Origin of the sequence: Curtobacterium sp. SP.BCo (genome assembly GCF_051903265.1) — a bacterium.
Taxonomy (GTDB): Bacteria; Actinomycetota; Actinomycetes; order Actinomycetales; family Microbacteriaceae; genus Curtobacterium.
In genome coordinates this window covers 803,808-828,665 of record NZ_CP194337.1, presented here as the reverse complement: position 1 = coordinate 828,665, position 24,858 = coordinate 803,808, and the positions used below count along the sequence as shown (strand labels likewise).

The following is a 24,858-nucleotide window of genomic DNA, read 5'->3' as shown; positions in this document are numbered from 1 at the left end:
CAAGAGCGGGTTAGCATGACGCCATGAACCACCGCCTCTACCAGGACGCCGAGCCCGTCCCCGGGTCCGTCGGGGACGTCCTGCGCCTGATCCGCGGCGGCGACTCGTCCTCCCGGTCGGTGCTCGCCCGCACCACCGGGCTCGCGCCGTCCACCGTCGGACTGCGCGTCGACGCGCTGGTCGACCTGGGCCTGGTGCACGAGGTCGGTGCCGAGGGCTCCCGGGGCGGCCGACGGGCGCGACGCCTCGAGCTGGACGGCTCGGCGGGGTTCGTCGCCGCCGCCGACCTCGGCGCGAACCACACCCGCATCGTGCTGAGCGACCTCGCCGGGCGCACCCTCGCCGACTCCGACGACACCCGGTCCTCGGACCCGTTGCCCCGCGGTGACGGTCCGGCAGCCGCGGTGGGCGAGCTCTGGCGACGCTTCGAGGCGATCGCCGGTGACTGCGGGCTGTCGATGGACGACTTCCAGGGTGCCGCGATCGGGGTGCCGGCACCGATCGCGTACCCGAGCGGACGCATCGTCACGCCGAGCTTCGAGCCCTCGTGGCACGACGTCGCGCTCGGCGCCCTGTTCGCCGACCACACCGACGCACCCGTCCTCGTCGAGAACGACGCGAACCTGATCGCCCTCGCCGAGCGCTCGGACACCGAACCGGCCGAACGGTCGAACCTCGTCGCCGTGAAGCTCGGCACCCGCATCGGCGGAGGCGTCATCGCCGGGGGCCGCCTGCACCGCGGGGTCGGTGGCGCGGCCGGCGAGGTCTCGCACACCGCGGTGGACGGCACCGCGGTCATCGGCTGCACCTGCGGCGTGCCGAACTGCCTGGAATCGGTGGCGTCCGCGGGGGCGATCATCGCCCGGCTCCGCGCAGCCGGACACGACGTCACCACGACGAGCGACCTGCTCCGGCTCGGTGCCCAGGGCGACGCCGCCGTCGTCGAGGAGCTCCGGACCGCCGGGGCCCTGATCGGCCGGGTGCTCGCCGGCATCGCGAACTTCTTCAACCCGCGGGAGGTCGTGCTGGCCGGCGCCATGTCCGCGTCGCCACCACTGGTCGCGGCGATCCGGAGCGAGCTCTACCGGATGTGCCTGCCGCTCGTCGCCGACGACCTGGAGGTCCGGGCCAGCCGGGCACCGCGGGACGCCGGGGTGCACGGCGGCGTGGTCCTCGCGCTCGACGAGGTCCTCGCCCCGACCCGCATCGACGAGCTGGTCCGTCGAGCGGCTGCCGACGACCTCGCGGTGCGGAGCGCCTGATGGCCGTCGTCGCGGTCGACATCGGCGGCACCACGGTCAAGGGCGCCCTGTTCGACGCCGACGGCACCGTGCTGGACCGCGCCACGGTCCCGACCTTCCCGGTGGGCGCCGTCGACGAGGGCCTGCCCGGCGGGATCGCCCTCGCCGCCGTCACCGCGCTGGTCGACCAGCTCGCGGTGAGCGCCCGCGCTGCCGGACGGTCGCTCACCGGCATCGGCCTCTGCTCCCCCGGACTCGTCGACGCGGACCGTGGCCGGGTGGCCCTCGCCGTGAACCTCGGATGGTCGGACCTGCCGGTCGCGGACCTGCTCGGGGAGCGGTTCGGCGTGCCGGTGGCGCTCGACCACGACGCCCGTGCGGCGGCGCGGGCCGAACGGGCAGCGCGTGCCGCTGCGGGGCGGTCGGTCGACGAGTTCGTCTTCATCCCGATCGGCACCGGCATCGCGGCGACGATCGTCACCGGTGGGCAGATCGTGCACGGTGCCACCGGTGGCGCGGGCGAGTTCGGCCACGTACCCGTCGTCCCGGGCGGTGAACTCTGCACGTGCGGGCAGCGCGGCTGCGTCGAGGTGTACGCCTCCGCCGGCAACGTCCTGCGGCGCTACCGGGAGGCCGGCGGGTCCCTCGCGGCGAACACCCGTGAGGTCACCGAGCTCGTCGGCACCGACCCCGTCGCGGACCGTGTGTGGCACGACGCCGTCGACGCCCTCGCCACCGGGGTGGTCATGCTCACGGCCGTCCTCGACCCCGGTGCCGTCGTCATCGGCGGCGGACTCGGCGAAGCGGGCGAACGGCTGCTCGCCCCGTTGCGCGCCGCCGTCGCCGAGCGGCTGCAGTGGCGCGCCGTGCCCGCCGTCGAGCAGTCGCTCGTCGGCGCCGGAGCCGGTCTGGCCGGCGCCGCCCTCCTCGTCAACTCCCCCGTCCACCACCCACCCGTGAAGGAACCCTGATGTCCGACACCCCTCCCCGGATCGGCCTCGTCGGCGCCGGCGGCATCGCGTACGCCCACATGCCCGGCCTGCTCCGGCTCGGAACGGTCACCGTGTACGCGCAGGACGGCGCTCCGGAGCTCGCCGCGGCGTTCGCTGCCGACGCCGACGCCGCCGGGTCGTCGATCACCGTCGTCGACTCGCTCGACGAGCTGCTCGCCGCCGTCGACCTGGTGGACGTCGTCACCCCGACGTTCGCGCACGCCGAGGTCGTCCGGGCAGCGCTCGCGGCCGGCAAGGACGTGGTCTCGGAGAAGCCGCTCGCCCGCACCGACGCCGACGCGGCGGACCTGGCCGAGCGTGCGCGCGAGGCGGGCCGACAGCTCTACCCGGCGCACGTGGTGCGCTTCTTCCCCGCGTACGTGCGCCTCAAGGAAGCCGTCACCACGGGCCTCCTGGGCGACCTGGCGGTCCTGCGGTTCGTGCGCTCCGGCGCCTTCCCGACCCGCACGCCGTGGTTCGCCGACCGGGCGCTGTCCGGCGGCATCGTGATGGACCAGATGATCCACGACCTCGACATCGCGCGCTGGGTCGCCGGGGACGTCGTGCGGGTCTCCGCCGTCAGCGTCCGGGGCGGCACGGACACCGAGCCCGTCGAGGCGGCGCACGTGCTCCTCACCCACGCGTCGGGCGCGATCACGCACGTCGCCGGCATCTGGGGGCCGTCGCACCTCGGCTTCTCGACCGAGTACTCGGTGACGGGCACGCTCGGCAGCCTGTCGCACTCGTCGCTCGCCGAGCAGGACTACGTCGCCGACCTGGCCGTGCCGGAGGGGCTCGACGGCTTCCTGCCGCAGATCGACCCGGCGGACGACCCGTACGGCCTCGAGCTCCGCGAGTTCACCGCCGCGTTCGCCGGCGGGGCGGCACCCCGGGTGACCGCCGAGGACGGCGTCGAGGCGGTCCGGATCGCCAACGCCGCGCTGGAGTCGCTCGAGACCGGGCAGCCCGTCGACCTGTCGGCCACGGGGGTGCTCGCATGAGCGACCTGAAGATCGCCGTCATGTCGTTCGCCCACACGCACGCCATCGGGTACCTCGCCGCGCTGGCCGCGATGCCCGGGGTGGAGGTGCGCGGGTCGGACCCGGACGGCGTCAGCACCGGGTCCTCGATCGTGGAGCTCCGCGGCGGCGAGCTGGCGTCCGCACTCGGCGTCACGTACGTCGACACCTACGAGGAACTCCTCGCCTGGGGCCCCGACGCCGTGGTCGTCACCAGCGAGAACGCGAAGCACCGCGAACTCGTCGAGGCCGCCGCCGCCGCGGGGGCGCACGTCCTGTGCGAGAAGCCGCTCGCGACCACGTGGGCCGACGGCATCGCCATGCGCGACGCCGTCGAGGCCGCCGGTGTGATGCTCATGGTGGCGTTCCCGGTCCGCTTCGCCTCGGCGTTCGGCAAGCTCCGTGCGGCGCACGACTCCGGTGCCCTCGGACAGCTGTTCTCGATCCGCGGCGCGAACAACGGCATGCTCCCGCTCACCCGCTCGTGGTTCACCGAGCCGGACCTGTCCGGCGGCGGCGCGATCGTGGACCACGTCGTGCACATCGCCGACATGCTCGAGGGACTGATGGGCTCCGCACCCGTCACGGTCACCGCGGTGGCGAACCGGACGCTGCACGCCGCCCGCGCCCAGGCCGAGACCGCCGGCCTCGTTACGATCACGTACGAGAACGGCGTCGTTGCGGGCATCGACTGCTCGTGGAGCAAGCCGGACACCTCGGCGGTGTGGGGCGGGCTCACGCTCGACGTCGCCGGCACCGGAGGCACGGTGTCCGTCGACTTCTTCGGGGCGGCCGCGCGCGGCATTGTGGCGGAGTCGGGGCTGCCGATCGAGTCCCGCTACGGCGCCGACTTCGACGAGGCGATGCTGCGCACCTTCGTGGACGCGGTCCGTTCCGGCGAGCAGCCGCAACCGGACGTGCACGTCGGGCTGCGGACGCTGTCGATCGTGCTCGCCGCGCAGGAGTCGGTCGCGACCGGCCGGACGGTCACCGTCGTCGGCGAGCAGGCCGTCGTGACCAGCTGACGAACCCCGTCGTCACCCGGGAATGGACCACCCCGGCGCCTGCTTGACGTCCGCATGACCTCGTCAGCAGCGCGCCGTGGGTGGCTCAGCGTCGTGTCCGTCGCACTCGGATCGTTCGTCCTCGTCCTGTCCGAGTTCCTCCCGATCGGGCTGCTGCCCGCGATCGCCCGCGACCTCGACGTCGGCATCGGGACCGCCGGACTGATGGTCGTCGCGACCGGCCTCGTCGGTGCCGTCGCAGCGCCGGTCGTGACCGTCCTGACGTCCCGGATCGACCGCCGTGTGGTGCTCGTGTCGCTCACCGTCCTGCTCGTGGTGGCGGACGGACTCGCCGCGGTCGCGCCCTCGTTCGCGGTGCTGCTGGTCGCCCGCATGCTCCTCGGTGTCGGCATCGGCGGCTTCTGGGCGATCGGCGCCGGGATCGCCGGTCGACTCGTCCGCCCCGAGGCCACGATCCGCGCCACGTCGCTCATCACCGCCGGCGTCTCCGTCGCGACCGTCGTCAGCCTGCCGCTCGGCGCCCTCGTGTCCTCGCTCGCCACCTGGCGGCTCGCGTTCGTGATCGGCGGCGCGCTCGGCCTCGTCGCCCTCGTCCTGCAGCTCGCGATGCTGCCGCGGATCCCGGCGCTGCAGCGGGTCCGGTTCGCCACCCTCGGGTCGCTGCTCAAGGTCCCCCGCGCCCGGGTCGGGCTGATCGCGGCGGCCTTCCTCTTCGCCGCACAGTTCGCCGCGTACACCTACGTGGCGCCGTACCTGCAGGACCTGGTCGGGGTCGGCCCGGACACGGTGACCCTCGCGCTCCTGGTGTTCGGCATCGCCGGCATCGCCGGGAACTTCGCGGCCGGGTTCACGCTCGGCCGGAGCGTCCTCGGCACGATCGGTGTCGCAAAGGTCGTCCTCGCCGTGTCGGTCGTGCTGCTGCCGCTGCTGGCGCACTCGGTCGTCGGGGTGTTCGTGCTGCTCGTGGTGTGGGGGCTCGTCTGGGGTGCGCTGCCGCTCGGGATGCAGACGTGGATGTCGACGGCGTCGCCCGGCGGCTCCGAGACGGGGCTCGCGCTCTTCGTCACGACGATCCAGCTCGCGATCGCGGCCGGGTCGGTGCTTGGTGGCGCGGCGGTGTCCTCGTTCGGGCTGGCGGCGGACTTCTGGCTCGCCGGTGCGGTCGCGGTCGTCGGCGCGGTGGTGCTCGTCTCGATGGGCCTGCGGCGGTCGAACGCCGTCCCGGTCCCCGCGGAGTCGGTGGAGGCGACCGCCCCGACGGCCCCGGTCGCGGTCGTCTGCCCGTAGACACCGGTCGGCTCGCCGTCACCCCAGGGTGACGACCCGATTCGCGGCGGCGATGCCCGCCAGGTCGTGCGCGGCGTGCACGACGACCGCACCGGCAGCGGCCTCGTCGGCGAGCGCCGACACCACGAGCGCCGCCGAGCGAGCGTCGACCCCGGCCGTCGGTTCGTCCACGAGCAGCACGCCGGCTCGCTGGGCGAGTCCGAGCGCCACGAGCGTGCGCTGCCGCTGTCCGCCGGACAGGTCGTCGAACGGCAGGTCGGCCAGGTCCGTGATGGCCATCCGGTCGAGTTGCGCGTCGACGACCGCCCGGTCCGCGCGGGTGGTCGGTCGCCACCACCGACGGTGCGGCCACCGTCCCATCGAGACGGTCGCCCGCACGGTCAGCGGGAGCGCGGTCGGCGGGACGGATTGGGTCACGTAGGCGAGACCGCGGTCGGCCTGGAGGCGCGCCACCCGCCCGGCGTCCGGCTCCACCACACCGGCGAGCACGTCGAGCAGGGTCGACTTGCCGGACCCGTTGGGTCCGGTCACCGCGGTGACCATCCCAGCGGGGAACGTGGCGTCGAGGCCGTCGAGCACGATCCGGTCGCCGCGACGGACGACGAGTCCGGCGACGTCGAGGGCGGGTGCGGTCGCAGCGGTGAGCACCTGAGGACACTATCAGTATCGATAGTCATTTTCATGTAGCGTCTCGGACCGTGACCTGGCTGACCGACCCCTTCTCCGTCGACTTCATGGTCCGTGCCCTCGTCGGCGGCGGGCTCGCGGCGGTCCTCTGCGCCGTCGTCGGCACGTGGGTGCTGGTCCGCGGCACGGCGTTCCTCGGCGAAGCGCTCTCGCACGGCATGCTCCCGGGCGTCGCGGTCGCCACCCTGACCGGGATCCCGGCGGTGATCGGCGCCGCGGTCAGCGCCGGCGTGATGGTGTTCGGTGTGGGCGCGCTCCGCCGTCGCGCCCGGCTGTCGTACGACACCTCGATCGGCCTGCTGTTCGTCGGGATGCTCGCCCTCGGTGTCATCATCGTGTCCGGCTCCCGGTCCTTCGCCACCGACGTCACCGCGATCCTCTTCGGGGACGTGCTCGCCGTCACCCGCGCGGACCTGATCGGCCTCGGCGTCGCCGTGCTCGGCGCGCTCGGCCTGGCCGTCGCGTTCCACCGCGCCTTCACCGCCGCGGCGTTCGACGTGCGGAAGGCCGCGACGCTCGGCCTGCGACCGCGTCTGGCCGAGGTCGTGCTGATCGGGCTCGTCACCCTCGCGGTCGTCGCGTCGTACCGCGCGGTCGGCACGTTGCTCGTCGTCGGGCTGCTGCTCGCGCCCGCGGCGGCCGCCCGTGCCTGGACCCGGCACGTGAGCACGACGATGCTCCTCGGCGCGGGGATCGGCACCGTCGCCGTCCTCGTCGGCCTGCTGGTGTCGTGGCACGCCGGCACCGCAGCCGGGGCGAGCATCGCCGCCGTCGCGGTGGCCGCCGTGCCCGTGTCCCGGAGCGCCGCCGCCCTCGTCACCCGGACCGTCCGACCCCGAGCACCACGAGAGGCAGCATGAACCCGACCACCGGCCGCGCAGCTGCGCGCATCCCCACGACCATCGGCATCGCAGCCGGCATCGCACTCGCGGTGACCGCCTGCTCGTCCGGTCCCGCACCGGGGGCCGACGACCCGACGGCGTCCGCGACGCCCCACGGCTTCGTGGCGGGCGCGACCGAGTCCCAGGAACCGCAGCTGCGCCTCCTGGCCGTCTCGGCGACCGGCGAGACCGCGGTGCACGACCTGCTCACCGGCGACGACACCCGTCTGGACGCCGTCGACGCACCGTCGCACAGCGCGACCGACGGGCGGTTCCTCGTGACGAGCGACGCCGACCGCACGACCGTCGTCGACAGCGGCGCCTGGACCGTCGACCACGGCGACCACACGCACTACTACGCGGCCGCGCCGCGGGTCGTCGGCACGCTCGACGGCGGCGGCCGGGTCGAGGTGCACTCGTCCGAGACCCTGACCACCGTCACCTGGCCGGACCGGTCCGCCGGTGTCGTGCTCGACCGCGCGGCACTCGGGCAGGGCGAGGTCGACGTCACGGCACGGGTCGAGGCGACGGTCCTGCTGCCGATGGGCGACCGACTCGTCGCCGCGTCCGACGACGGCGTCCGCGTGCTCGACGGCGACGGCGGCACGCACGGCGACGGGGAGGCGCAGCCCTGCGCGGACCCGGCGGGCGGCATCGTCACGCGCGCCGGAGCCGTCGTGGGCTGCGCTACCGGCGCGGTGGTCGTCGACGAGGACGGCGACGCGGCGTTCGTCGCGCTGCCCGACGCCGCACCCGGGGCCGGACGTCCGACGGCGTTCGCGGCACGCGCCGGCCGACCGACGGTCGCGGGCCTCGCGGGCGACACCGGCTTCTGGCTCCTCGACGCCCGCGAGCAGCAGTGGCGCCACGTCCCCACCGAGCGCCCGCTGCGGACGGTGGTCGCCGTGGACGACGACGACGAGCACGTCGTCGGTGTGGACGACCGCGGCCGGGTCGTGGTGCACACGCTGGCGACCGGCAGCGTGGCGACGACCGATCCCCTGGTCGGCGCGGCCACCACGCCGCTCCTGCAGCTCGACGCCCAACGCGCGTACCTGGCGGCCCCGGACGGTCGCACGGTGCACGAGATCGACTTCGCGGACGGCGCCCGCGTGGCACGCACGATCGAGCTGCCCGTCGCACCGACGGCGTTCGCCGAGGTCGGGCTGTGAGCCGCCTCGCGCGGTGCGTCGGTGCCGCCGTCGTGGCGCTCGTGGTCGGTGCGACCGCGACCGCGTGCGGCACGTCCGGGTCCGACCGGCCGTTGGTCGCCGTGACGACGAACATCCTCGGCGACGTCGTGACCGAGGTCGTCGGGGACGCGGCGGAGGTCATGGTGCTCATGCCGGCCGGCGCCGATCCGCACTCGTTCGAGGTGTCCGCGAAGGAGGCCGCTCGACTGCGGACCGCCGACCTCGTCGTCGAGAACGGACTCGGGCTCGAGGAGGGCGTCGCCCGGCACGTCGAGGCCGCGGCCGCCGACGGGGTCCCGGTGTTCACCGCGGGCGACGCGGTCGACGCGCTGGAGTGGTCCTCCGACGACGGCAGTGGGCCCGACCCGCACCTCTGGACGGATCCGGCCCGCATGATCGACGTGGTCGAGGCGCTCGACGAGGAACTCCGCACGATCGGCGTCGACGCCACCGGCACCGGCACCTACCTGGACGCGCTCACCACCCTCGACGCGGAGATGTCGGCGGCGTTCGACGCCCTGGCCCGGGACGACCGCACGCTCGTCACGAACCACCACGTGTTCGGGTACCTCGCCGACCGCTTCGACTTCCGCGTCGTCGGCGCGGTCATCCCGAGCGGCACCACCCTTGCGTCGCCGAGCGCGGCGGACCTGCGCGACCTCGCCGAGGCGATCGAGGAGGCCGGCGTGCCGACGATCTTCGCGGACGCGTCGCAGCCCGCCCGCCTGGCGGAGGTCCTCGCCGCCGAGGTGGACGTCCGCGTGCGGATCGTGCCCCTCGCGACGGAGTCGCTCAGCGCGGACGGTGCCGCCTCGACGTACCTCGGCATGATGCGGTCGAACACCGCGGCGATCGTCGACGGCCTGTCGACTTCCGATTGAGAATGAGAATCAATACAGTTTGAGCATGCACACGAAGAAGATCCTGCCCGTGGGGCTCCTCGGCGCCGTCGCACTGACCCTGACCGGGTGCTCGACGAGCCCCGCCGACACCGGAGCCACCCGGACGAGCACCCCGTCCGCCGACGGCACGCGCATCACGCTCACCTACGACGGCGGCCTGCTCGTCCTCGACGACGACCTGCAGGTGGTGTCCGACGACCCGATCGACGGCTTCACCCGCGTCAACCCCGCCGGCGACGGGCGCCACGTGCTCGTCACCGTCCCGTCGGGCTTCCGCGTGCTCGACACGACGGCGGATCCGGCGCTGACCGACGCGGTGTTCCCGGCCGACACCGGCGGGCACGCGGTCGTGCACGGCGACCGGACCGCCCTCTTCGCCGACGGCACCGGCGACGTCACCACGTTCGACAACACCGACCTCGACGGCGACGACCTGCCCGAGACCACCACGACGACGTCCGAGGCGGCGCACCACGGCGTCGCGATCGAACTGCAGGACGGCACGCTCCTCACCACCCTCGGCACCGAGGAGTCGCGCAGCGGCGTCCGCGCGCTGGACGCCGACGGCGAGGAGACCGCCCGGTCCGAGGAGTGCCCGAACGTGCACGGCGAAGGCGCGGTCGAGGGCGAGGTCGCCGTGTTCGGCTGCACCGACGGCGCACTCGTGTACCAGGACGGCTCGTTCGAGAAGATCGACGCCCCCACCGAGTACGGCCGTACCGGCAACCTCTTCACGACCGAGACGTCGTCCGTCGCCGTCGGGGACTACAACGACGACGAGGACAGCGAGGGCTACCTGCTCGACCAGATCGCCCTCATCGACGCGGCAGCCGGCACGTACACCGTCGCCGACGTCCCGGACGGCGTCGCCTACACGTTCCGCGACCTGGCGCGCGGCCCCGGGGACGAGGCCGTCGTCCTCGGCACCGACGGCTCCCTGCACACCTTCGACGTGACCACCGGCGACCAGCTCGACTCGTTCCCGGTCATCGACTCGTGGGAGGGCCCGACCGAGTGGCAGGACGCACACCCCGCGCTCAAGGTGGCCGGTGACGTCGCCTACGTCACCGACCCGGCCGAGCAGCAGGTGCACGCGGTCGACCTGACCAGCGGGAAGGTCATCGCCTCGAGCGACGAGCTGCCCGGCGTGCCGAACGAGATCGCCGTCGCGTAGCACCCCGACATCCGGACAGTGCGCCGCAGCACCGCGGCGTACTGTCCGGGTCATGCCCGCTCTCATCGACACGTTCACCCTGTCCAACGGCCTGCACATCCCGAAGATCGGCTTCGGCACCTGGCAGATCCCGTCCGGCAACGACGCCTACGACGCCACGAAGACCGCCCTGGACCTCGGCTACCGCCACATCGACACCGCGCTCGCCTACGGCAACGAAGCCAGCGTCGGCCAGGCGGTCCGCGACAGCGGCATCCCCCGCGACGACGTGTTCATCACCACGAAGCTGCCCGCCGAGGTCAAGACGGCGGCCGGCGCACGCGAGGCCTTCGAGACCTCGAGCACCAACCTCGACCTCGGTGTGGTCGACCTCTACCTCATCCACGCGCCGTGGCCCTGGGGTGACATCGGCTCCGACCACCGCGACGGCAACGTCGAGGTCTGGAAGGTCTTCGAGGAGTTGTACGACGCCGGCCGCACGCGCTCCATCGGCGTCTCGAACTTCCAGGTCGCCGACCTCGAGGACCTGCTCGGCCGCACCGACGTCGTCCCGCACGCCAACCAGATCCGCTGGTTCATCGGCAACACGCAGGACGAGACGACCGCCTTCGACCGCGAGCACGACATCCTCACCGAGGGCTACTCGCCGCTCGCCACCGGCGGCCTGCTCGACAACGAGCAGATCGCCGAGATCGCGGCGGAGTACGACAAGTCCGTCGCCCAGGTCGCGATCCGCTACCTGCTCGAGAAGGACGTCCTGCCGCTGCCGAAGTCCACGACGCCCGAGCGGATCGCCGCGAACGCCGACGTCGACTTCGTGCTGTCCGCCGAGGACGTCGCAGCCCTCGACGCCCTGCAGGACACCACCGCCTGACACCGCCGGGAACACGACACCCCCGTCGCCGGTTGCACCACGTGGTGCCACAGCCAGCGGCACGACCCCAAGGAGGCCAGCATGACCACCACCGAAACCGCCATCCTCGCCGGCGGGTGCTTCTGGGGAGCGCAGCAGCTCCTCCGTCGCCGTCCCGGCGTCATCAGCACCCGCGTCGGCTACTCGGGCGGCGACACCCCGAACGCCACCTACCGCAACCACGGCGACCACGCCGAGGCCGTCGAGATCGTCTTCGACCCGTCCGTGATCTCGTACCGGGACCTGCTGGAGTTCTTCTTCCAGATCCACGACCCGTCGACGAAGGACCGCCAGGGCAACGACGTCGGCCGCAGCTACCGTTCGGCGATCTACTTCACCACCCCCGAGCAGGAGCAGGTCGCGCGCGACACCATCGCGGACGTCGACGCGTCGGGCATCTGGCCCGGCAAGGTCGTCACCGAGGTCGAGCCCGCCGGCGACTTCTGGGAGGCCGAGGAGGAGCACCAGGACTACCTGGAGAAGTACCCCGCCGGGTACACCTGCCACTTCGTGCGCCCGGGGTGGAAGCTCCCGCACCGCGACGAGGCGACCGCCTCGGTCTGATGGTGACCCGGTAGCGGACGGGAGGCGCGGTGCCAATTGGCACCGCGCCTCCCGTCCGTCCTGTGGGTGCGTCTACCGCCAGACGCGGTCCGCGATCGCGACCACGCTGCGGACCTTCGCCCACTGCTCGTCCTCGGACAGGGTGTTGCCCTCCTCGGTGGACGCGAACCCGCACTGCGGGCTGAGGGCGAGTTGCCCGAGCGGCGCGAACGCGGCCGCATCGCGGATCCGCTGCTCGACGACCGCCGGGTCCTCGAGCTCGCCGGTCTTCGAGGTGACGAGCCCGAGCACGACGACCTGGTCGCCCGCCGGCAGGAACCGCAGCGGTTCGAAGCCGCCGGCGCGATCGGTGTCGTACTCCAGGAAGAAGCCGTCGTACCCGGTGTGACCGAGCAGCTGTTCGGCGACCGGTTCGTACCCACCCGACGCGATCCACGTCGACCGGAAGTTGCCGCGGCAAACGTGCGTCGTGACGACGAGGTCCTCCGGGCGGCCGTCGAGCACGCGACGGACGATCGACGCGAAGCGCTCGGCGATGCCGTCCGTCTCGATGCCGCGCGCACGGGCCTTCGCCATCTCGTCGTCCGAGCAGGCGTACGCCCACGCCGTGTCGTCGAGCTGCAGGTACCGGACCCCGGCGGCGTACAGCGCGGCGATCGCGTCGCGGTACGCCCGCACGAGGTCGTCGGTGATGGCGTCCCGGTCGGCGTAGTGCTCGGTGCGGATCTGGTCGGCGTCGAGCCGGAAGTCGAACACGGTCGGCGACGGGATCGTGAACTTCGCGGTGAGCCCACGGGCAGCGGCCTCGCGGACGACGAACGCCGCATCGGCGACGAAGGGGTGATCGGCCGGGAACGACACCGGGCCGGACACGCGCATGCCCTTCGGCGTGGTGGTGACGCCCTGGAAGGCGATGCCGTGGTCGAGCTCGACCACCTCGACGCCGTCGAGACCGCCCCAGAAGTCGAGGTGCCACCACGCGCGGCGAGCCTCCCCGTCGGTGGCGAGCTGCAGTCCGGCGTCGCGCTGCGCATCAATCAGGTCCCGGATCGCGTCGTCCTCGACGGCCCGGAGCGCTGCGTCGTCGATGCGTCCCTCGGCGCGGGCGGTCCGGGCGCGCTGCACGGTGGCCGGGCGGAGGAGGCTGCCGACGAGGTCGGCGCGGAACGGCGGGTGCTGGCGCATCCGTCGATGGTACCGATGTGGAATCAGGCGGACCTCAGCCGGCCTCAGCGCCGAGGTGCTCCGTCGTCTCCGACCGGACGGCGTCCCGGTGCGACCCGGCTCGCCGCCGGGCCGCACCGCGGTTCACACCGTGGTGACGATGCTGACCGCCGCCGCTTCGAACGGCGCGAGTGTCGTCCGCGCGACGCCGGCGTCCAGCGTGACCGGTTCGCCGGTCCCGTCGCCGAGGTAGGTCGTCCGGGCAGCCGTCGCCACGTGGACCCCGAAGGCGAGCTCGACGTCGACGGGGACGTCCGCGAGCGACTGGAGTCGCACGATGGAGGTCCTGTCGTCGTCGCCGGCCACCACGGACACGAGCCGCACGCGCGGGTCGCCGATCGTGAGGAGCTCGGCCGACGCCGCACCGGCACCACCCGAGCCGGAGGCGGGAACGGCCGAGAGCGGTCGGACCAGGTCGGCTGTCGTCCGGACCGCCACCGCCTCGACCGGTTCGGCCGGGTGCGAACGGACCCCGATCGCGTACTCGAAGGTCGCGGTGAAACCCTGCTCGATCGGGAAGTTCGTGTCCCACACGTTGTTGTGCAGCCACGAGTAGACGGTCGCCGCCCGCGCCGGGCTCGTGCTGGCGGGGAACGGCGCGTACGGCAACGAGATCGTCCCGGGGTGCACGAGCGGAGCGTCCTTCGTGACCCACACCACCGCGTCGTCGGCCTCCTCCACGCTGACCCAGTTCCGGATAGCGCGCATGTGCTGCGGGGCGCCGGGGACGTGCGCCAGGCCGTCGCCGGTCACGCCACCGGAGACCTCGTACCGGACGACGGGCTCGGCGGCGGCGAACGGGAACGCGAAGAACGCGCTTTCCTTCGTGCGGGTGACGGGCTTCTCGAGACGGTTCTCGATGCGGAGTCGGGGCTCACCGTGCCGGAGACGGAGCGTGACGGTGACGCTGTCCACGCCGGCGGCCGCGAACCGGTAGACCAGCCGCTCCTCGACCGCGTCCGACACCCGCTCGACCAGCATCGCCGGACCGCCAGTGGTCCGACTGGCGAGGAGTTCGAGGCGGTCGGAGCTCCACAGCTTGTTCGAGAGGTGGTTCACACCGGCGCCGGACGAGCCGTACTCGTCGTAGACGTAGCCGTTGAACCCGGCTGGGGCGTCCTGCTCGACGATCTCCCGGCCGGTCGCCAGCTCGACGACGGAACGGATCGTGGAGGTCTGCGGGTCGACCAGCACGCGGAGGTACTCGTTCTCGAGCGCGAACAGGTCGGCGGCCGGGCTCGTCAGCGCGTCGTGCGTCCGCGGCACCGCGGCGCCCTGGTCCGCGTGCAAGACGTCGATCCGGACGAAGCCGAACGCGGGCACATCGCGCAGCTGCACGGTCGCCCAGCGACCGGACTCACGGTGCAGGGAGTTCGACTGCGGCTCGAGCACCGGGTCGAGCCGCTCGCCGGTGCGGCCGTCGCGCAGCGCCACGTGTGCGTCGAGCGGTACCGTCGATTCCTTGAGCAGGAAGCGGACGACGCCGGTGCGGGTGGCCCCGGACGCGTTGGCGACGACGATCGCCGCGCGGGCATCGTCCGGCGTGGCCACGGTGTCCGCCAGGTAGACGAGGGCGTGCTCCTCGAGGTCACGGCCGCGCTGGTGGCCGGTGAGCGCCTGCGCGACCTTCCACTGCCACTGCCGCTCCCCCGAGTCGTACCCCTCGTCGCCGTGGGTCCACGAGTTGCTCGCGCCCCACGTGTGCTCGTTGAACATCGAGATCGCGTCGTACGCGGCATCGGAGTCCGCGCGCTCCGTCGGGACCGCCTGCCCACCGAGCCACGCGGCCGCCTGCGAGAAGGAACGGGCGTCGCTCACGGTCGCCTGCGCCTCACGCGCGAGGGCGAGGGGGACGGCTGCGGACCCGACTCCCTCGACCCACCAGTCGCCCCAGTCCCCCTCGACCGTGGTCAGCTCGTCACCGTGCCGCGCCTCCGCCTCGGCGAAGAAGTCCTCGTTCGTCGAGACGCGAAGCTTCGGTGACGTCCAGGTCTCGTTCCAGCGCCGGACGATCTCGGAGAGGTGCAACCGCGCCGGGCCGTTGTCGCCCATGAAACCCTGGGTACGGAGGTGCAGCACACCCCACGGGTACCCCGGTCGGCCCTCGGCCTCCTCGCCGTGCGCGCCGAAGACCCCGGGCGGGAACGGGTAGCCGCGGGTCGCGAGGGCGGTGAGGTAGGCGGGCAGGTAGGTCTCGGCGACCTCGTACGACTCGGTCAGGCCCACCATCGGACCCTCCATGTAGGCGAGGCCGTGCGGGCTGTCCGTCATCCACACCACGACGGAGTTGCCGGCGGGCGTCCGCCACCGGAACAGGCGCGGCAGCTCGAGGGCGCCGTTCTGGTGCGGCATCGATCGACCCGCCCAGTTGTGCGCGACGGCGAGGTACCGGACGCCGACCTCCTGCAGGGCGTCGGGCAGGCCCGCGACCTGTCCGGGCACGTCGGTCTGCATGGCCGTGGTGAAGTCGATGCCGTACTGCTCGCGGATGCGCCGGGCCTCCCGGAGGAGTTCGTGGAGCTCCTCGGTCGAGCACGTGTCGGTGTGCAGGTTGTAGGGCATCGCGCTCAGGCCGATCGACCCCTGCTGCACGAGTCGCACGAACTCGGCGACCTTCGCGGCCGGGCGGTGCCGCTCCCAGTCGGCGAACGCCCACAGCGCCTCGACGTTCCAGCGGAACCGGGCAGCGTCGGGCCACTCGCTCGTGGCCGCGGCGAGCTCCACCGCGGAGTCGAGGTACGAGCGCTGCGACGAGATCACCGTCGTCTGCGGATCGGTGTACCCGAAGTCGAAGTGGGAGTGGTGCACGACGTGCACGGACCAGTCCCGCTGCGGCTGCAGCACGAACGAGACGGTCGCGCCACCGAGCTCGGGCAGTGCCAGGGTCACCTCGGTCGGCTCGTCGACGGCACGGACGAGGAGCCGGACGGAGGTGTCGTCCGGGGCCGGGGCCGTGCCGACGACCAGGTCCCCGGCAGGCCCGGTGAGCGTCGCCGTGAGCGTCTCGATGGGCGTCGCGACGGCCGGGTCCGGCTGCTGCCCGTCGACGAGCAGTCGCACGGCCTGCACCGTCACCCCGTCGCGCTCGGCCGTGAGCGGTTCGGGGAGGACCCGCACGCGGGTGCCGCCGATGGTCACGGCGACGACGGTGGCCCGGTCGAGGAGGCCGTCACGGGCCTCCAGGTGGGACCAGGGTTGCGCGGAGACGAGGGCGGGTTCGGTCATCGAGACGGACTTCCTTCTGCTTCTGGACGGAGTGCTGGGGAACGGGGTCTGGGTCAGGCGGTCGGGTTGAGCCCGCGGGCGAAGAACCGCTGGAAGGCGAAGAACACGATGACCGTCGGCAGGGACGCGACGAGCGCCCCGGCGAGCGCCACCGGCGGCCCGTACGTGGAGTAGTTGCCGGTCAGGTCGGCCAGCGTGGCCATCACCGGCCGGATGTTCGGGCTCGACGACAGCGTCAGGCCGAACAGCAGGTCGTTCCAGATCCAGGTGAACTGGAACACGAACGCGGCGAGGAGGGCACTCGTCGACAGCGGCAGGTGGACCTGGAAGAACATCCGGACCCATCCGGCACCGTCGAGCGACGCCGCCTCCCGCACCTCGTTCGGCAGGCCGGTCATGTGCCCGCGCACCACGAAGAACGCGAACGGGATCGTCAGCGCGACGTAGACGAGGAGCATGCCGTACTGCGTGTCGAACAGCGATGCCGCGGCGTACCCGGTGAACAGCGGCGACAGGAAGGCCTGCAGCGGCAGGATCGTGCCGATGTAGATCACCCAGAACCAGAACGTCGGGCGCTTCACGGGCATGATCGTCACCGCGAACGACGCCAAGGCGGCGATGAACACCGCGGCGCCGGCTCCGACGACGGAGTACAGCAGGCTGTTCAGCATGCCCTGCCCGACGTTCGCGTTCTGGAACGCGGTGGCGATGTTGTCGAACAGCGACCACGAGGTCGGCCACCACGACGGGGTGCCGGAGTAGTCGGCGCTCTTCGTGAACGCGTTGACCACGAGCAGGTACGACGGGATCAGCCAGATCAGTGACACGACCGTCAGCACGACGGCCAGGATGCGGCGAGAGGTCTTCGTCATCGGGACGGCTCCAGCTAGTCGGTGGGTCGGAGTTGCCGGCGGAGGTACGCCCATGAAGCCACGACGACCACGAGCGTCAGGAACACGGCGACCGCCGCACCCGATCCGTACCGCGAGAGCGTGAACGTCTCGCGGTACATGGTGAGCGCGAGCGTCTCGGACGCCGTCCCGGGGCCGCCGTTCGTGAGCAGCAGCACCTGGTCGAAGACCTTGAGGCTGCCGACGATCGAGATCCCCACCACGACGACGGTCATCGGGCGCAGCTGCGGGAACGTCACCGACCAGAACAGCCGCCACCCGGACGCGCCGTCGATCTGGGCGGCCTCGAGCGTGTTCGGTGGGATCGACTGGAGCCCGACGAGGAACAGGATCACGCACGCGCCGGTGGCCTGCCAGGTCGTCGCGACGATCATCATGAACGTGTTCAGCGGCCACTGGAGCAGCCACTGCGAGACGAGCCCGTCGAGGCCGAACAACCGCAGGAGCGTGTCCAGGCCACCGTCCGTCGAGAGCATGAACGTCCAGACCACGGCGGTCGCCGAGCCGGAGATCGCGTACGGCAGCACGATCGCGAACCGGGCGAGGCCGCCGAGCTTCAGCTTCCAGGTCCCGACGGCGATCGCGAGACCGATGCCGACGGGCAGCAGCAGCGTGCCCACGACCCAGAGGAACGTGTTCAGCACGGACTGGCCGAACGCGGGGTCGGCGAACATCGCGCGGTAGTTCTCGATCCCGACCCAGCTCCGGGCGAACCCGTTGTCGTTGAAGAAGCTGCGGGAGATCGTGAACAGGAACGGGACGACGAGCAGCGCGACCACCAGCACGACGGACGGGGCGAGGAACGCACCCCCGGTGAGGCGGGCCCTGATCGGTGACCGTCTCGTCGACGCGGGCCGACGGCGGTCGGTGGGCCGGGCCTCCTGGTCGAGCACCGTGTCGGGGACGGGCGGTTGTGTGAGCGTCATGCGTCGTTCCAGGTCTTCCACTCGGTCACTGCTCGGTTCTGCATGGAGCGCAGGGTGGCGGCACCGTTCGACTTCGAGGGATTCACCATGAAGGACCCGAGGTCCTGCACGTTGCCCTCGATGAGCGGCGTCGGCGAGGCCTCCCAGTAGCGGGTGAGCTCGACGGGTTTCGTGTCGGCGATGTCCTTCGCCAGCACCTTCACGAGGTTCGACTTCGGCAGCGCGTGCGGGTTCGGACTGGTGTCCCCGAGGAACCCGACCCAGGCCGTCTGCACGTCGGTCGCGAGCCAGTTCTCGGCGACCTCGACCGCTGCACGGTGCCGGTGCGCCTTGACCGGGACCGACAGCGACCCGCTCTCGACGACGATCGCCGGAGCCGCAGATCCGCGCGGCGGGACCCGGAAGAACCCGATGTCCGCGTCGCTCAGCCCCGCGGCGAGGAGCGTGTTCGCGAACCACGTGCCGTAGAGCATCATGCCGAACTCGCCCTGCTTCACGAGGCCGGGCAGGTCGTTCGACGTGACGTCGGGCGCCGAGAAGAACCCCTCGGCGTACATCGACGACCAGAGGTCCATCGCCTGCTGTGCCGGGGCCTCCGTGTAGCTGGCCTTGTCCGTCGTGACGGCCTTGTAGTAGTCCGGGTCGATCGAGGCCAGGAGCTGCATGAACCAGATCTCGGCCTCCCACGTCGTGGCACCGGGCGAGAGGAACGGCGTGATGCCGGCGTCCTTCAACCGCTGCGCCGCGTCGAGCATCTCGTCGAAGGTCGTCGGCACGTCGATGCCGTGCTCGGCGAACGCCTTCTTGCTGTAGAACACGGCGTAGTAGCTCTTGTAGAGCGGGACCCCGTACGCCTTGCCGCGGTAGCTGAACGACTCGCGTTGCGCCGGGTCCACCCACCCGCGCTCGACGGCGGCGTCCCACACCGGGTTGAGGTCGGTCAGGATGTCGGCGCGGGCGATGTCCTGCAGCCGGTACCCGTTCGTCCACTTGATGAGGTCGGTGGTGCTGTCGGTCTGCGCCGTCATGCGGATGACCTGCGTGTAGTTGTTCACGCTCGCGATGGACCGCGACGTGATGCGGTACCCGATGCGCTTCGCGAGCGCCGCAGAGGCTGCGGCGTAGCCGGGGCCCCACGTGGGGTTGTCACTGTTCAGGGTGACCGTGCCCGGAGCCGACGGCTGCGTGTCGGAGCCCCTGGCGCAGGCGGCCAGGGTCATCGCGAGCAGGCCGCCGCCGCCGAGCGCGAGTGCGGTGCGTCGGGTCACGGCAGGCCCTCTGGAGAACGGGTCAGGCATCGGGCGTTCCATTCGACGGTGAATTGATAACGTTACCAACGGGAGCATACACGGCACGGGACCAGCCGCAAGTGGGTTGTCCGGTATACAGGGACACATGCAGGCAGCCGCGGGGTCCGGACCGAGCCGGAAGCCCACGATGACCGTCAAGGACATCGCGCGGGTGGCCGAGGTCAGCCCGATGACGGTCTCCCGGGTGCTCTCCGGCGGCAAGAACGTGCGACCCGCGCTCCGGGAACACGTCGAGCGCGTCATCGCCGAGGTCGGCTACCACCGGAACGAGAACGCCCGGAGCCTCCGGCCCGGACAGCGCTCGGGGCTCGTCGGCGTGATGATCACGAACATCGGCAACCCGTACTACGCCGGCGTCGTGCAGGGCATCGAGCAGGTCGTCGCCGGCACCGGTCGCCGCATCCTGGTCGGCACCACCAACGAGGACCCGGACCTCGAGCGACAACTCCTGTCGGACTTCCTCGGCCGGCAGGTCGAGGGGCTCATCGTCGTCCCGGCCGGAGCGGATGCCGACCGGTTCGCCGCCGATCGCCTCCACGACGTCCCGCTCGTCCTCGCCTCACGCACGGTCGAGAACGTCGCCGCCGACGCCGTCCTGATCGACGACGTGCACGGCGCACGGGACGCGACCTCGCTCATGCTCGACGACGGGCACCGGCGGATCGCCTTCCTGGGCAACAAGGTCACCGTGTCGACCGGCCAGCGCCGCCTCGCCGGATTCCGGACCGCGTTCGCGTCGCACGGGGTCAAGCCGGATGACTCGCTCATCGTGCTCGAACTGCAGGACACGGACACCGCCGAGCGGGCGACGCGACGCCTGCTCGAGCGCCCGGACGCGCCGACCGCCGTGTTCGCCGCGAACAACCGGATCAGCGTCGGCGCGATCCGGGCCATCGCGAAGGCCGTGGCGGACGGCACCGTCGCCTCGCCGCCACGCCTGTTCGCCTTCGACTCGTTCGACTTCGCGGACATGGCACCGATCCCACTGTCGGTCATCGACCACGATCCGGCAGAGCTCGGCCGCGTCGCGGCCAGGATGCTGCTGTCGCGGCTCGACGCGTCCGCCGACGGCGAGCCGCCCCGGCTGGTGGAGCTGCCGGTGCACATCGTCCACCACTGAGCGCGGGATCGGTTCCTCCCCGTCCGGCTCCGAACGTGCATCCGGTCCGCCCCGGGCGACCTGGAGGCCCGGCTTGCGTCCCGGCGCCCCTCCCGCGGTAGTGTTGGTAACGTTATCAGCGCGAAAGGGGCCCCATGTCCACCTTCCTGCCCACCGGGGTGACCGTCGGCGAGTACGACAAGGCACCCACCATCGACCTCCCATCGGGACACGCCGCCTGGAGCGGCGGGGACGCGTGGGAGCAGCTCGCCGCACGCCTGTCCGGTCGGCACGTCATGGCAGTGGACACGTACCCGGGGAGCGATCTGGACGGCCTCTGCCACGAACTCACGACCGTCGCCCCGGACGCCCTCGTCATCGACGTCGAGGCCGCGGCCGCCCTGCCGAACGCCGTCATCGAGGAGCGCATCGCCGCGAACCTCACCGACGACCGCGTCTTCGGCGTCCTCGGGCACCAGGTGCTCACCGACTTCTACGACGCGTCCCGTCTCGCCGAGGTCGCCGAGCAGGTCCGTGCGGCGCAGGGTCCCGTCGTGGTCATCGGCTGGGGCGCGACGCTCGTGCCGACGGCGTTCGACACCGTGGTGCTCGCCGACCTGGCGCGCTGGGAGATCCAGCGCCGGCAGCGAGCCGGAGCGCCGAACTGGCGGGCGGACAACGCCGACGAGGACCAGCTCCGCAAGGTCAAGCGCGGCTACTTCGTCGAGTGGCGCGTCGCCGATCGGCACAAGCGCCACCTGTTCGACCGGATCGACCTGTTCCTCGACGCGAACGGCTCGATGGCGGACGCGAAGCTCGTCGCGGCCGAGACCTTCCTCGCGGGCCTGGAGCTCGCGAGCCGTCGCCCCTTCCGCGTGGTCCCCTTCTTCGATCCCGGGGTGTGGGGCGGGCAGTGGATGAAGGAGGTCCTGGAGGTCGGGGACGCCGACAACTACGCCTGGTGCTTCGACTGCGTCCCCGAGGAGAACAGCCTGCTCTTCCGGATCGGTGACACCGTCGTCGAACTCCCGGCGCTCGACCTGGTGTTCCGCCATCCGCGGGAGCTGCTCGGCGCGAAGACGTACGCCCGGTTCGGCGCGGAGTTCCCGATCCGCTTCGACTTCCTCGACACCATGGCGGGCGGCAACCTCTCCCTGCAGGTCCACCCCCTCACCGACTACATGCAGAACGTCTTCGGGATGCCCTACACGCAGGACGAGAGCTACTACATGCTCGATGCGGCGGACGACGCCGTCGTGTACCTCGGCGTCCGGGACGACGCCGACCCCGAGGGCATGCAGGCAGCCCTGCGGACCGCGTCGTCCGGCGAGGAGCCGTTCCCGGCCGACCGCTACGTGAACACCTTCCCGGCGAAGAAGCACGACCACTTCCTCATCCCGGCGGGCACCGTGCACTGCTCCGGAGCGGACTCGATGGTCCTCGAGATCTCCGCGACCCCGTACATCTTCACCTTCAAGATGTGGGACTGGGGACGGGTCGGCCTCGACGGGGTCCCGCGTCCGGTGCACCTCGACCACGCCTTCGCGAACATCCAGTGGGACCGCCGCAGCGACTTCGCCCGCGACGAGCTCGTCGACCAGGTGACCGAGGTCGCGCGTGGAGACGGCTGGGTCGAGGAACGCACCGGGCTGCACGAGCTGGAGTTCATCGAGGTCCGTCGGCACTGGTTCGAGGACGTCGTCCCGCACGACACCGACGGCACCGTCAACGTCCTCAACCTCGTCGAGGGCGCCGAAGCCGTCGTCGAGAGCCCGGACGGCGCGTTCGAGCCGTTCGTCGTGCACTACGCCGAGACGTTCATCGTCCCCGCGAGCGTCGGCCGGTACACGATCCGTCCCTGCGGTCGCGGAGTGGGGCAGCGCCTCGGCACAGTGAAGGCCTCGGTCCGCGGGACGGGGCTCAGCGACTGAGCCTGCGGGCACCACTCGCCCACGCCGACGCGGCGCCGACGAGTGGTGCCCGGGTGCCGAGCGCCGCCCGCACCAGTGCACCGCGGTCGTCCAGCGCCAGCCCCGCGCGGAGCGGCGCCTCGATGACGTCCCACGACCGTGCGATCGAGCCGCCGACGACGACCCGGTCGGCGTCGAACCGCGCCACCCACGGCTGCAGCGCCGTTCCCAGTGCGCGCATCGCCGACGTGACGACGTCGTGCGCTCCCTGGTCGCCGGCCCTCGCGGCGGCGCAGATCTCCTCGACCGTCCGCTCCCGACCAGAACGCGCACGGTCGGCACGTCGGATCGCGGGCGAGGAGATCGTGTCCTCGAGCGGGCGGCCGTCGATCGTGAGTCGGTGCACCTCCCCCTCCTCCGGCACCGTCGGGCCGCTCCTGACCTCCTCGCCGTCGACGAGGAACGCCGAGCCGACCCCGGTCCCGAGCGTGATGCAGACCATCCGGTGCGCACTCACCCCAGCACCAGAGGACCACTCGCCGATGCCGTACGCCACGGCGTCGTTCACGAACCGGACCGCTCCCGGAACGACTCCGAGTCGAGCGGCGAGGGCGGCGCGGAGATCGATCCCGGCGATCGACCGGAACTTGTCGACGCCGGCGAACGTGCCCGTCCCCGCCTCGGCGTCGAACGGACCGGGCATCGCGATCGACCACCCGGCGAGTGTCACGCGCTCGGCCAGCACTCGGCCGGGAGCGGCGAGCTGATCGAGGAGCTCGTCGCGCCCCGCGTGCGGGTCGACCGGAGCGCCCCGCTCGACCAGGACCGCGCTCGCCGACCCGGGATCGACGAGCGCAGCCGTGACGTGGCCCCCGCCGACGTCCATGACGCCGACGGGGGCCACGCTGCCGGACCGTTCGCTCAACTCACGTCCCCGAGGCGGTCCGACGACCACCCGAGCACCGCGAAGACCTGGATCATCGCCGCCTGGTCGAGCGTCGCTGCCGGTCGCGCCCAGTCGGGGTCGCCGCCGCCGCTCGGTTGGAAGTGGAACAGGCCGGTCGCCGGGTCACGGTTGTCCCGCCACGTCGCCGTCGCCCACTGCTCGGCAGCTGCCCGGTAGGACGGGTCGTGCTGCACGGAGTCGAGCAACAGGAGATCCTTGCAGTAGAACGCGTTGAAGACCGCCGGCTGCTGCTGGAGTCGGCTGTCAGTGCTCCAGTACCGCAGCGACGCACGCGCGGCGGCGGTCGCCTGGCGCAGGTACTTCGGGTCGTCGGTCGTCCGGTAGAGGATCGTCGCCGTGCCGATCATCGCGCCGGAGTTGTAGGTCCACAGCGTCGGGTTGACGGTGCCGTCGTCGTCGCGGCTGTTCTCGTAGAGCCCGGCGGACTGCTTGAGGCACCGGTTGTTCCAGTCGTACAGCTTCGTGCTCCACCGCAGGTACGACGGGTCCTTCGTCTCCTCGTAGAGGTGCGCCGCGAGCTGCGCGGTCAGACCGGTGACGTTTGCTGCGCGGGTCGTGTTGTCCGGGCGGTCGATCCAGTCGGAGCCCCCGGGGCACGTCAGCGTCGAATCCTCGTTCCAGCTCCGGACCGCCACGTCGAACGCCGCACGCGCGTGGTCGAGCGACGCGCCGTCGTCGGTCGCCTGGTACTGGCTGACGAAGGAGAGCCCCACGACTGCATTGTCGTCGTAGTAGACGTCTCCACCGCCGCCGAGCGGCGCCGGGAGGTACGACTCGTACCCGGGGCGGCCGCCCGGTGCGACGGCGGAGTAGTGCTGGAACCCGTCGATGCGCGCCGCGGCGGAGTTCGCGTACGCCGGACCGACACCGTCGATCCCCTGCAGGTCGAGCGCGGCCTGCGTGGCCTCGCGGTACTCCCAGAGGAAGGAGTACGGGTTGCCGGTGGTCGTGTCGGTGTTCTCGCGGTACAGCCCGTGACCCGCGGCCCCGGTGTACAGGTTGTCCTGCATGGCGTCGTAGGTCGCACTGGCGCGCTGCTGCCAGACCGGGTCCGGAGTGGTCGGTTGGGCAGCGGTCGCGGCGTCGGCCGCGTGTGGTGCCGCGGCGGCGAGTGCGCCGACGACGATCGCGGTGGCGGTGAGACGAACAGCGCGGGTGGTCGTCGTCTGTTTCGAGCTGAGCATCGTTGCTCCTCTAGTCGTTGGTATCGTTACCATACGACCCGGCCGACCACACCACAAGACGGGCCACCAGCGGACGGGAGGCGCGGTGCAGGCCCGCACCGCGCCTCCCGTCCGACGGTGGAGACGGACGCAATGCGGCATCACGAAGCGTCCTCAGGCGGGACGGCTCCGACCGACGGCATGGCCGACCGAAGCGCTGCGCGACAGCGCAGTCGAAGTCGTCC

General features: G+C 72.0%; 21 protein-coding genes. 13 read left to right on the top strand and 8 right to left on the bottom strand.

The window, feature by feature from the left end; genetic code table 11:
- The first annotated feature begins 23 nt into the window (after positions 1 to 23).
- Genes ACRQ4B_RS04030 through ACRQ4B_RS04010 form a run of 5 tightly spaced genes read left to right on the top strand, consistent with a single transcriptional unit; the run spans position 24 to position 5,564 of the window.
- Positions 24 to 1,262 carry an ROK family protein gene (locus ACRQ4B_RS04030; RefSeq protein WP_439693405.1) on the top strand — a complete coding sequence of 413 codons (1,239 nt, stop codon included), beginning with the start codon at positions 24 to 26 and terminating at the stop codon, positions 1,260 to 1,262.
- Positions 1,262 to 2,212 (top strand): ROK family protein, encoded by a 951-nt coding sequence (locus ACRQ4B_RS04025; RefSeq protein ID WP_439693404.1) that lies wholly within the window; start codon positions 1,262 to 1,264, stop codon positions 2,210 to 2,212. The genes ACRQ4B_RS04030 and ACRQ4B_RS04025 overlap by 1 nt, the downstream gene beginning before the upstream one ends.
- Positions 2,212 to 3,234 carry a Gfo/Idh/MocA family protein gene (locus tag ACRQ4B_RS04020; RefSeq protein WP_439693403.1) on the top strand — a complete coding sequence of 341 codons (1,023 nt, stop codon included), beginning with the start codon at positions 2,212 to 2,214 and terminating at the stop codon, positions 3,232 to 3,234. Before ACRQ4B_RS04025 ends, ACRQ4B_RS04020 begins: the two co-directional genes overlap by 1 nt.
- A complete protein-coding gene (locus tag ACRQ4B_RS04015; protein WP_439693402.1) occupies positions 3,231 to 4,277 on the top strand; it encodes a Gfo/Idh/MocA family protein in 1,047 nt (348 codons plus the stop codon). Before ACRQ4B_RS04020 ends, ACRQ4B_RS04015 begins: the two co-directional genes overlap by 4 nt.
- Positions 4,278 to 4,331: 54 nt before the next feature.
- A complete protein-coding gene (locus ACRQ4B_RS04010) occupies positions 4,332 to 5,564 on the top strand; it encodes an MFS transporter (protein ID WP_439693401.1) in 1,233 nt (410 codons plus the stop codon).
- A gap of 18 nt (positions 5,565 to 5,582) precedes the next feature.
- Here ACRQ4B_RS04010 and ACRQ4B_RS04005 read toward each other — a convergent pair whose 3' ends face one another.
- Positions 5,583 to 6,212, bottom strand: a complete 630-nt coding sequence (locus tag ACRQ4B_RS04005; protein ID WP_439693400.1) for a metal ABC transporter ATP-binding protein — start codon at positions 6,210 to 6,212, stop codon at positions 5,583 to 5,585.
- 50 nt (positions 6,213 to 6,262) lie between these two features.
- Here ACRQ4B_RS04005 and aztB point away from each other — a divergent pair, with 50 nt between their 5' ends.
- From aztB to msrA, 6 genes are all read left to right on the top strand, one after another.
- A complete protein-coding gene (gene aztB, locus ACRQ4B_RS04000; protein ID WP_439693398.1) occupies positions 6,263 to 7,111 on the top strand; it encodes a zinc ABC transporter permease AztB in 849 nt (282 codons plus the stop codon).
- Positions 7,108 to 8,304, top strand: a complete 1,197-nt coding sequence (locus ACRQ4B_RS03995) for an ABC transporter (protein ID WP_439693397.1) — start codon at positions 7,108 to 7,110, stop codon at positions 8,302 to 8,304. Before aztB ends, ACRQ4B_RS03995 begins: the two co-directional genes overlap by 4 nt.
- On the top strand, positions 8,301 to 9,206 hold the full coding sequence (locus tag ACRQ4B_RS03990; protein WP_439693395.1) for a metal ABC transporter solute-binding protein, Zn/Mn family: 906 nt from the start codon (positions 8,301 to 8,303) through the stop codon (positions 9,204 to 9,206). The genes ACRQ4B_RS03995 and ACRQ4B_RS03990 overlap by 4 nt, the downstream gene beginning before the upstream one ends.
- A 25-nt stretch (positions 9,207 to 9,231) precedes the next feature.
- Positions 9,232 to 10,401, top strand: a complete 1,170-nt coding sequence (aztD, locus tag ACRQ4B_RS03985; protein WP_439693394.1) for a zinc metallochaperone AztD — start codon at positions 9,232 to 9,234, stop codon at positions 10,399 to 10,401.
- A gap of 52 nt (positions 10,402 to 10,453) precedes the next feature.
- The gene (locus ACRQ4B_RS03980) at positions 10,454 to 11,275 is read left to right on the top strand and encodes an aldo/keto reductase (protein WP_439693393.1); all 822 of its coding nucleotides are present in this window, start codon (positions 10,454 to 10,456) and stop codon (positions 11,273 to 11,275) included.
- Positions 11,276 to 11,356: 81 nt separating this feature from the next.
- The gene (msrA, locus tag ACRQ4B_RS03975; RefSeq protein ID WP_439693392.1) at positions 11,357 to 11,878 is read left to right on the top strand and encodes a peptide-methionine (S)-S-oxide reductase MsrA; all 522 of its coding nucleotides are present in this window, start codon (positions 11,357 to 11,359) and stop codon (positions 11,876 to 11,878) included.
- Positions 11,879 to 11,950: 72 nt separating this feature from the next.
- On the opposite strand, the gene ACRQ4B_RS03970 is transcribed toward msrA, so the two are convergent.
- The 5 genes from ACRQ4B_RS03970 to ACRQ4B_RS03950 form a co-directional block, all read right to left on the bottom strand.
- On the bottom strand, positions 11,951 to 13,063 hold the full coding sequence (locus ACRQ4B_RS03970) for a 5-methyltetrahydropteroyltriglutamate--homocysteine S-methyltransferase (RefSeq protein ID WP_439693390.1): 1,113 nt from the start codon (positions 13,061 to 13,063) through the stop codon (positions 11,951 to 11,953).
- 123 nt (positions 13,064 to 13,186) lie between these two features.
- Positions 13,187 to 16,327, bottom strand: a complete 3,141-nt coding sequence (locus tag ACRQ4B_RS03965) for a glycoside hydrolase family 38 C-terminal domain-containing protein (RefSeq protein ID WP_439693389.1) — start codon at positions 16,325 to 16,327, stop codon at positions 13,187 to 13,189.
- Positions 16,328 to 16,380: 53 nt separating this feature from the next.
- Positions 16,381 to 17,199: a carbohydrate ABC transporter permease gene (locus ACRQ4B_RS03960; protein WP_439693388.1), complete on the bottom strand. Its 819-nt coding sequence runs from the start codon at positions 17,197 to 17,199 to the stop codon at positions 16,381 to 16,383.
- A 14-nt stretch (positions 17,200 to 17,213) separates the two neighbouring features.
- Positions 17,214 to 18,164, bottom strand: coding sequence for a carbohydrate ABC transporter permease (locus tag ACRQ4B_RS03955; protein WP_439693387.1), 951 nt, complete (start codon positions 18,162 to 18,164; stop codon positions 17,214 to 17,216).
- Positions 18,161 to 19,432 (bottom strand): ABC transporter substrate-binding protein, encoded by a 1,272-nt coding sequence (locus ACRQ4B_RS03950; RefSeq protein WP_439693386.1) that lies wholly within the window; start codon positions 19,430 to 19,432, stop codon positions 18,161 to 18,163. The genes ACRQ4B_RS03955 and ACRQ4B_RS03950 overlap by 4 nt, the downstream gene beginning before the upstream one ends.
- A gap of 127 nt (positions 19,433 to 19,559) precedes the next feature.
- Here ACRQ4B_RS03950 and ACRQ4B_RS03945 point away from each other — a divergent pair, with 127 nt between their 5' ends.
- Together ACRQ4B_RS03945 and ACRQ4B_RS03940 are read left to right on the top strand one after the other, a co-directional pair.
- On the top strand, positions 19,560 to 20,594 hold the full coding sequence (locus tag ACRQ4B_RS03945) for a LacI family DNA-binding transcriptional regulator (protein ID WP_439693385.1): 1,035 nt from the start codon (positions 19,560 to 19,562) through the stop codon (positions 20,592 to 20,594).
- A gap of 134 nt (positions 20,595 to 20,728) precedes the next feature.
- Positions 20,729 to 22,504 carry a class I mannose-6-phosphate isomerase gene (locus ACRQ4B_RS03940; RefSeq protein ID WP_439693384.1) on the top strand — a complete coding sequence of 592 codons (1,776 nt, stop codon included), beginning with the start codon at positions 20,729 to 20,731 and terminating at the stop codon, positions 22,502 to 22,504.
- Here ACRQ4B_RS03940 and ACRQ4B_RS03935 read toward each other — a convergent pair.
- A complete protein-coding gene (locus tag ACRQ4B_RS03935) occupies positions 22,494 to 23,387 on the bottom strand; it encodes an ROK family protein (protein WP_439693383.1) in 894 nt (297 codons plus the stop codon). The genes ACRQ4B_RS03940 and ACRQ4B_RS03935 overlap by 11 nt on opposite strands.
- A gap of 17 nt (positions 23,388 to 23,404) precedes the next feature.
- On the bottom strand, positions 23,405 to 24,634 hold the full coding sequence (locus tag ACRQ4B_RS03930; RefSeq protein WP_439693382.1) for a glycoside hydrolase family 76 protein: 1,230 nt from the start codon (positions 24,632 to 24,634) through the stop codon (positions 23,405 to 23,407).
- Between the last annotated feature and the right edge of the window lie 224 nt (positions 24,635 to 24,858).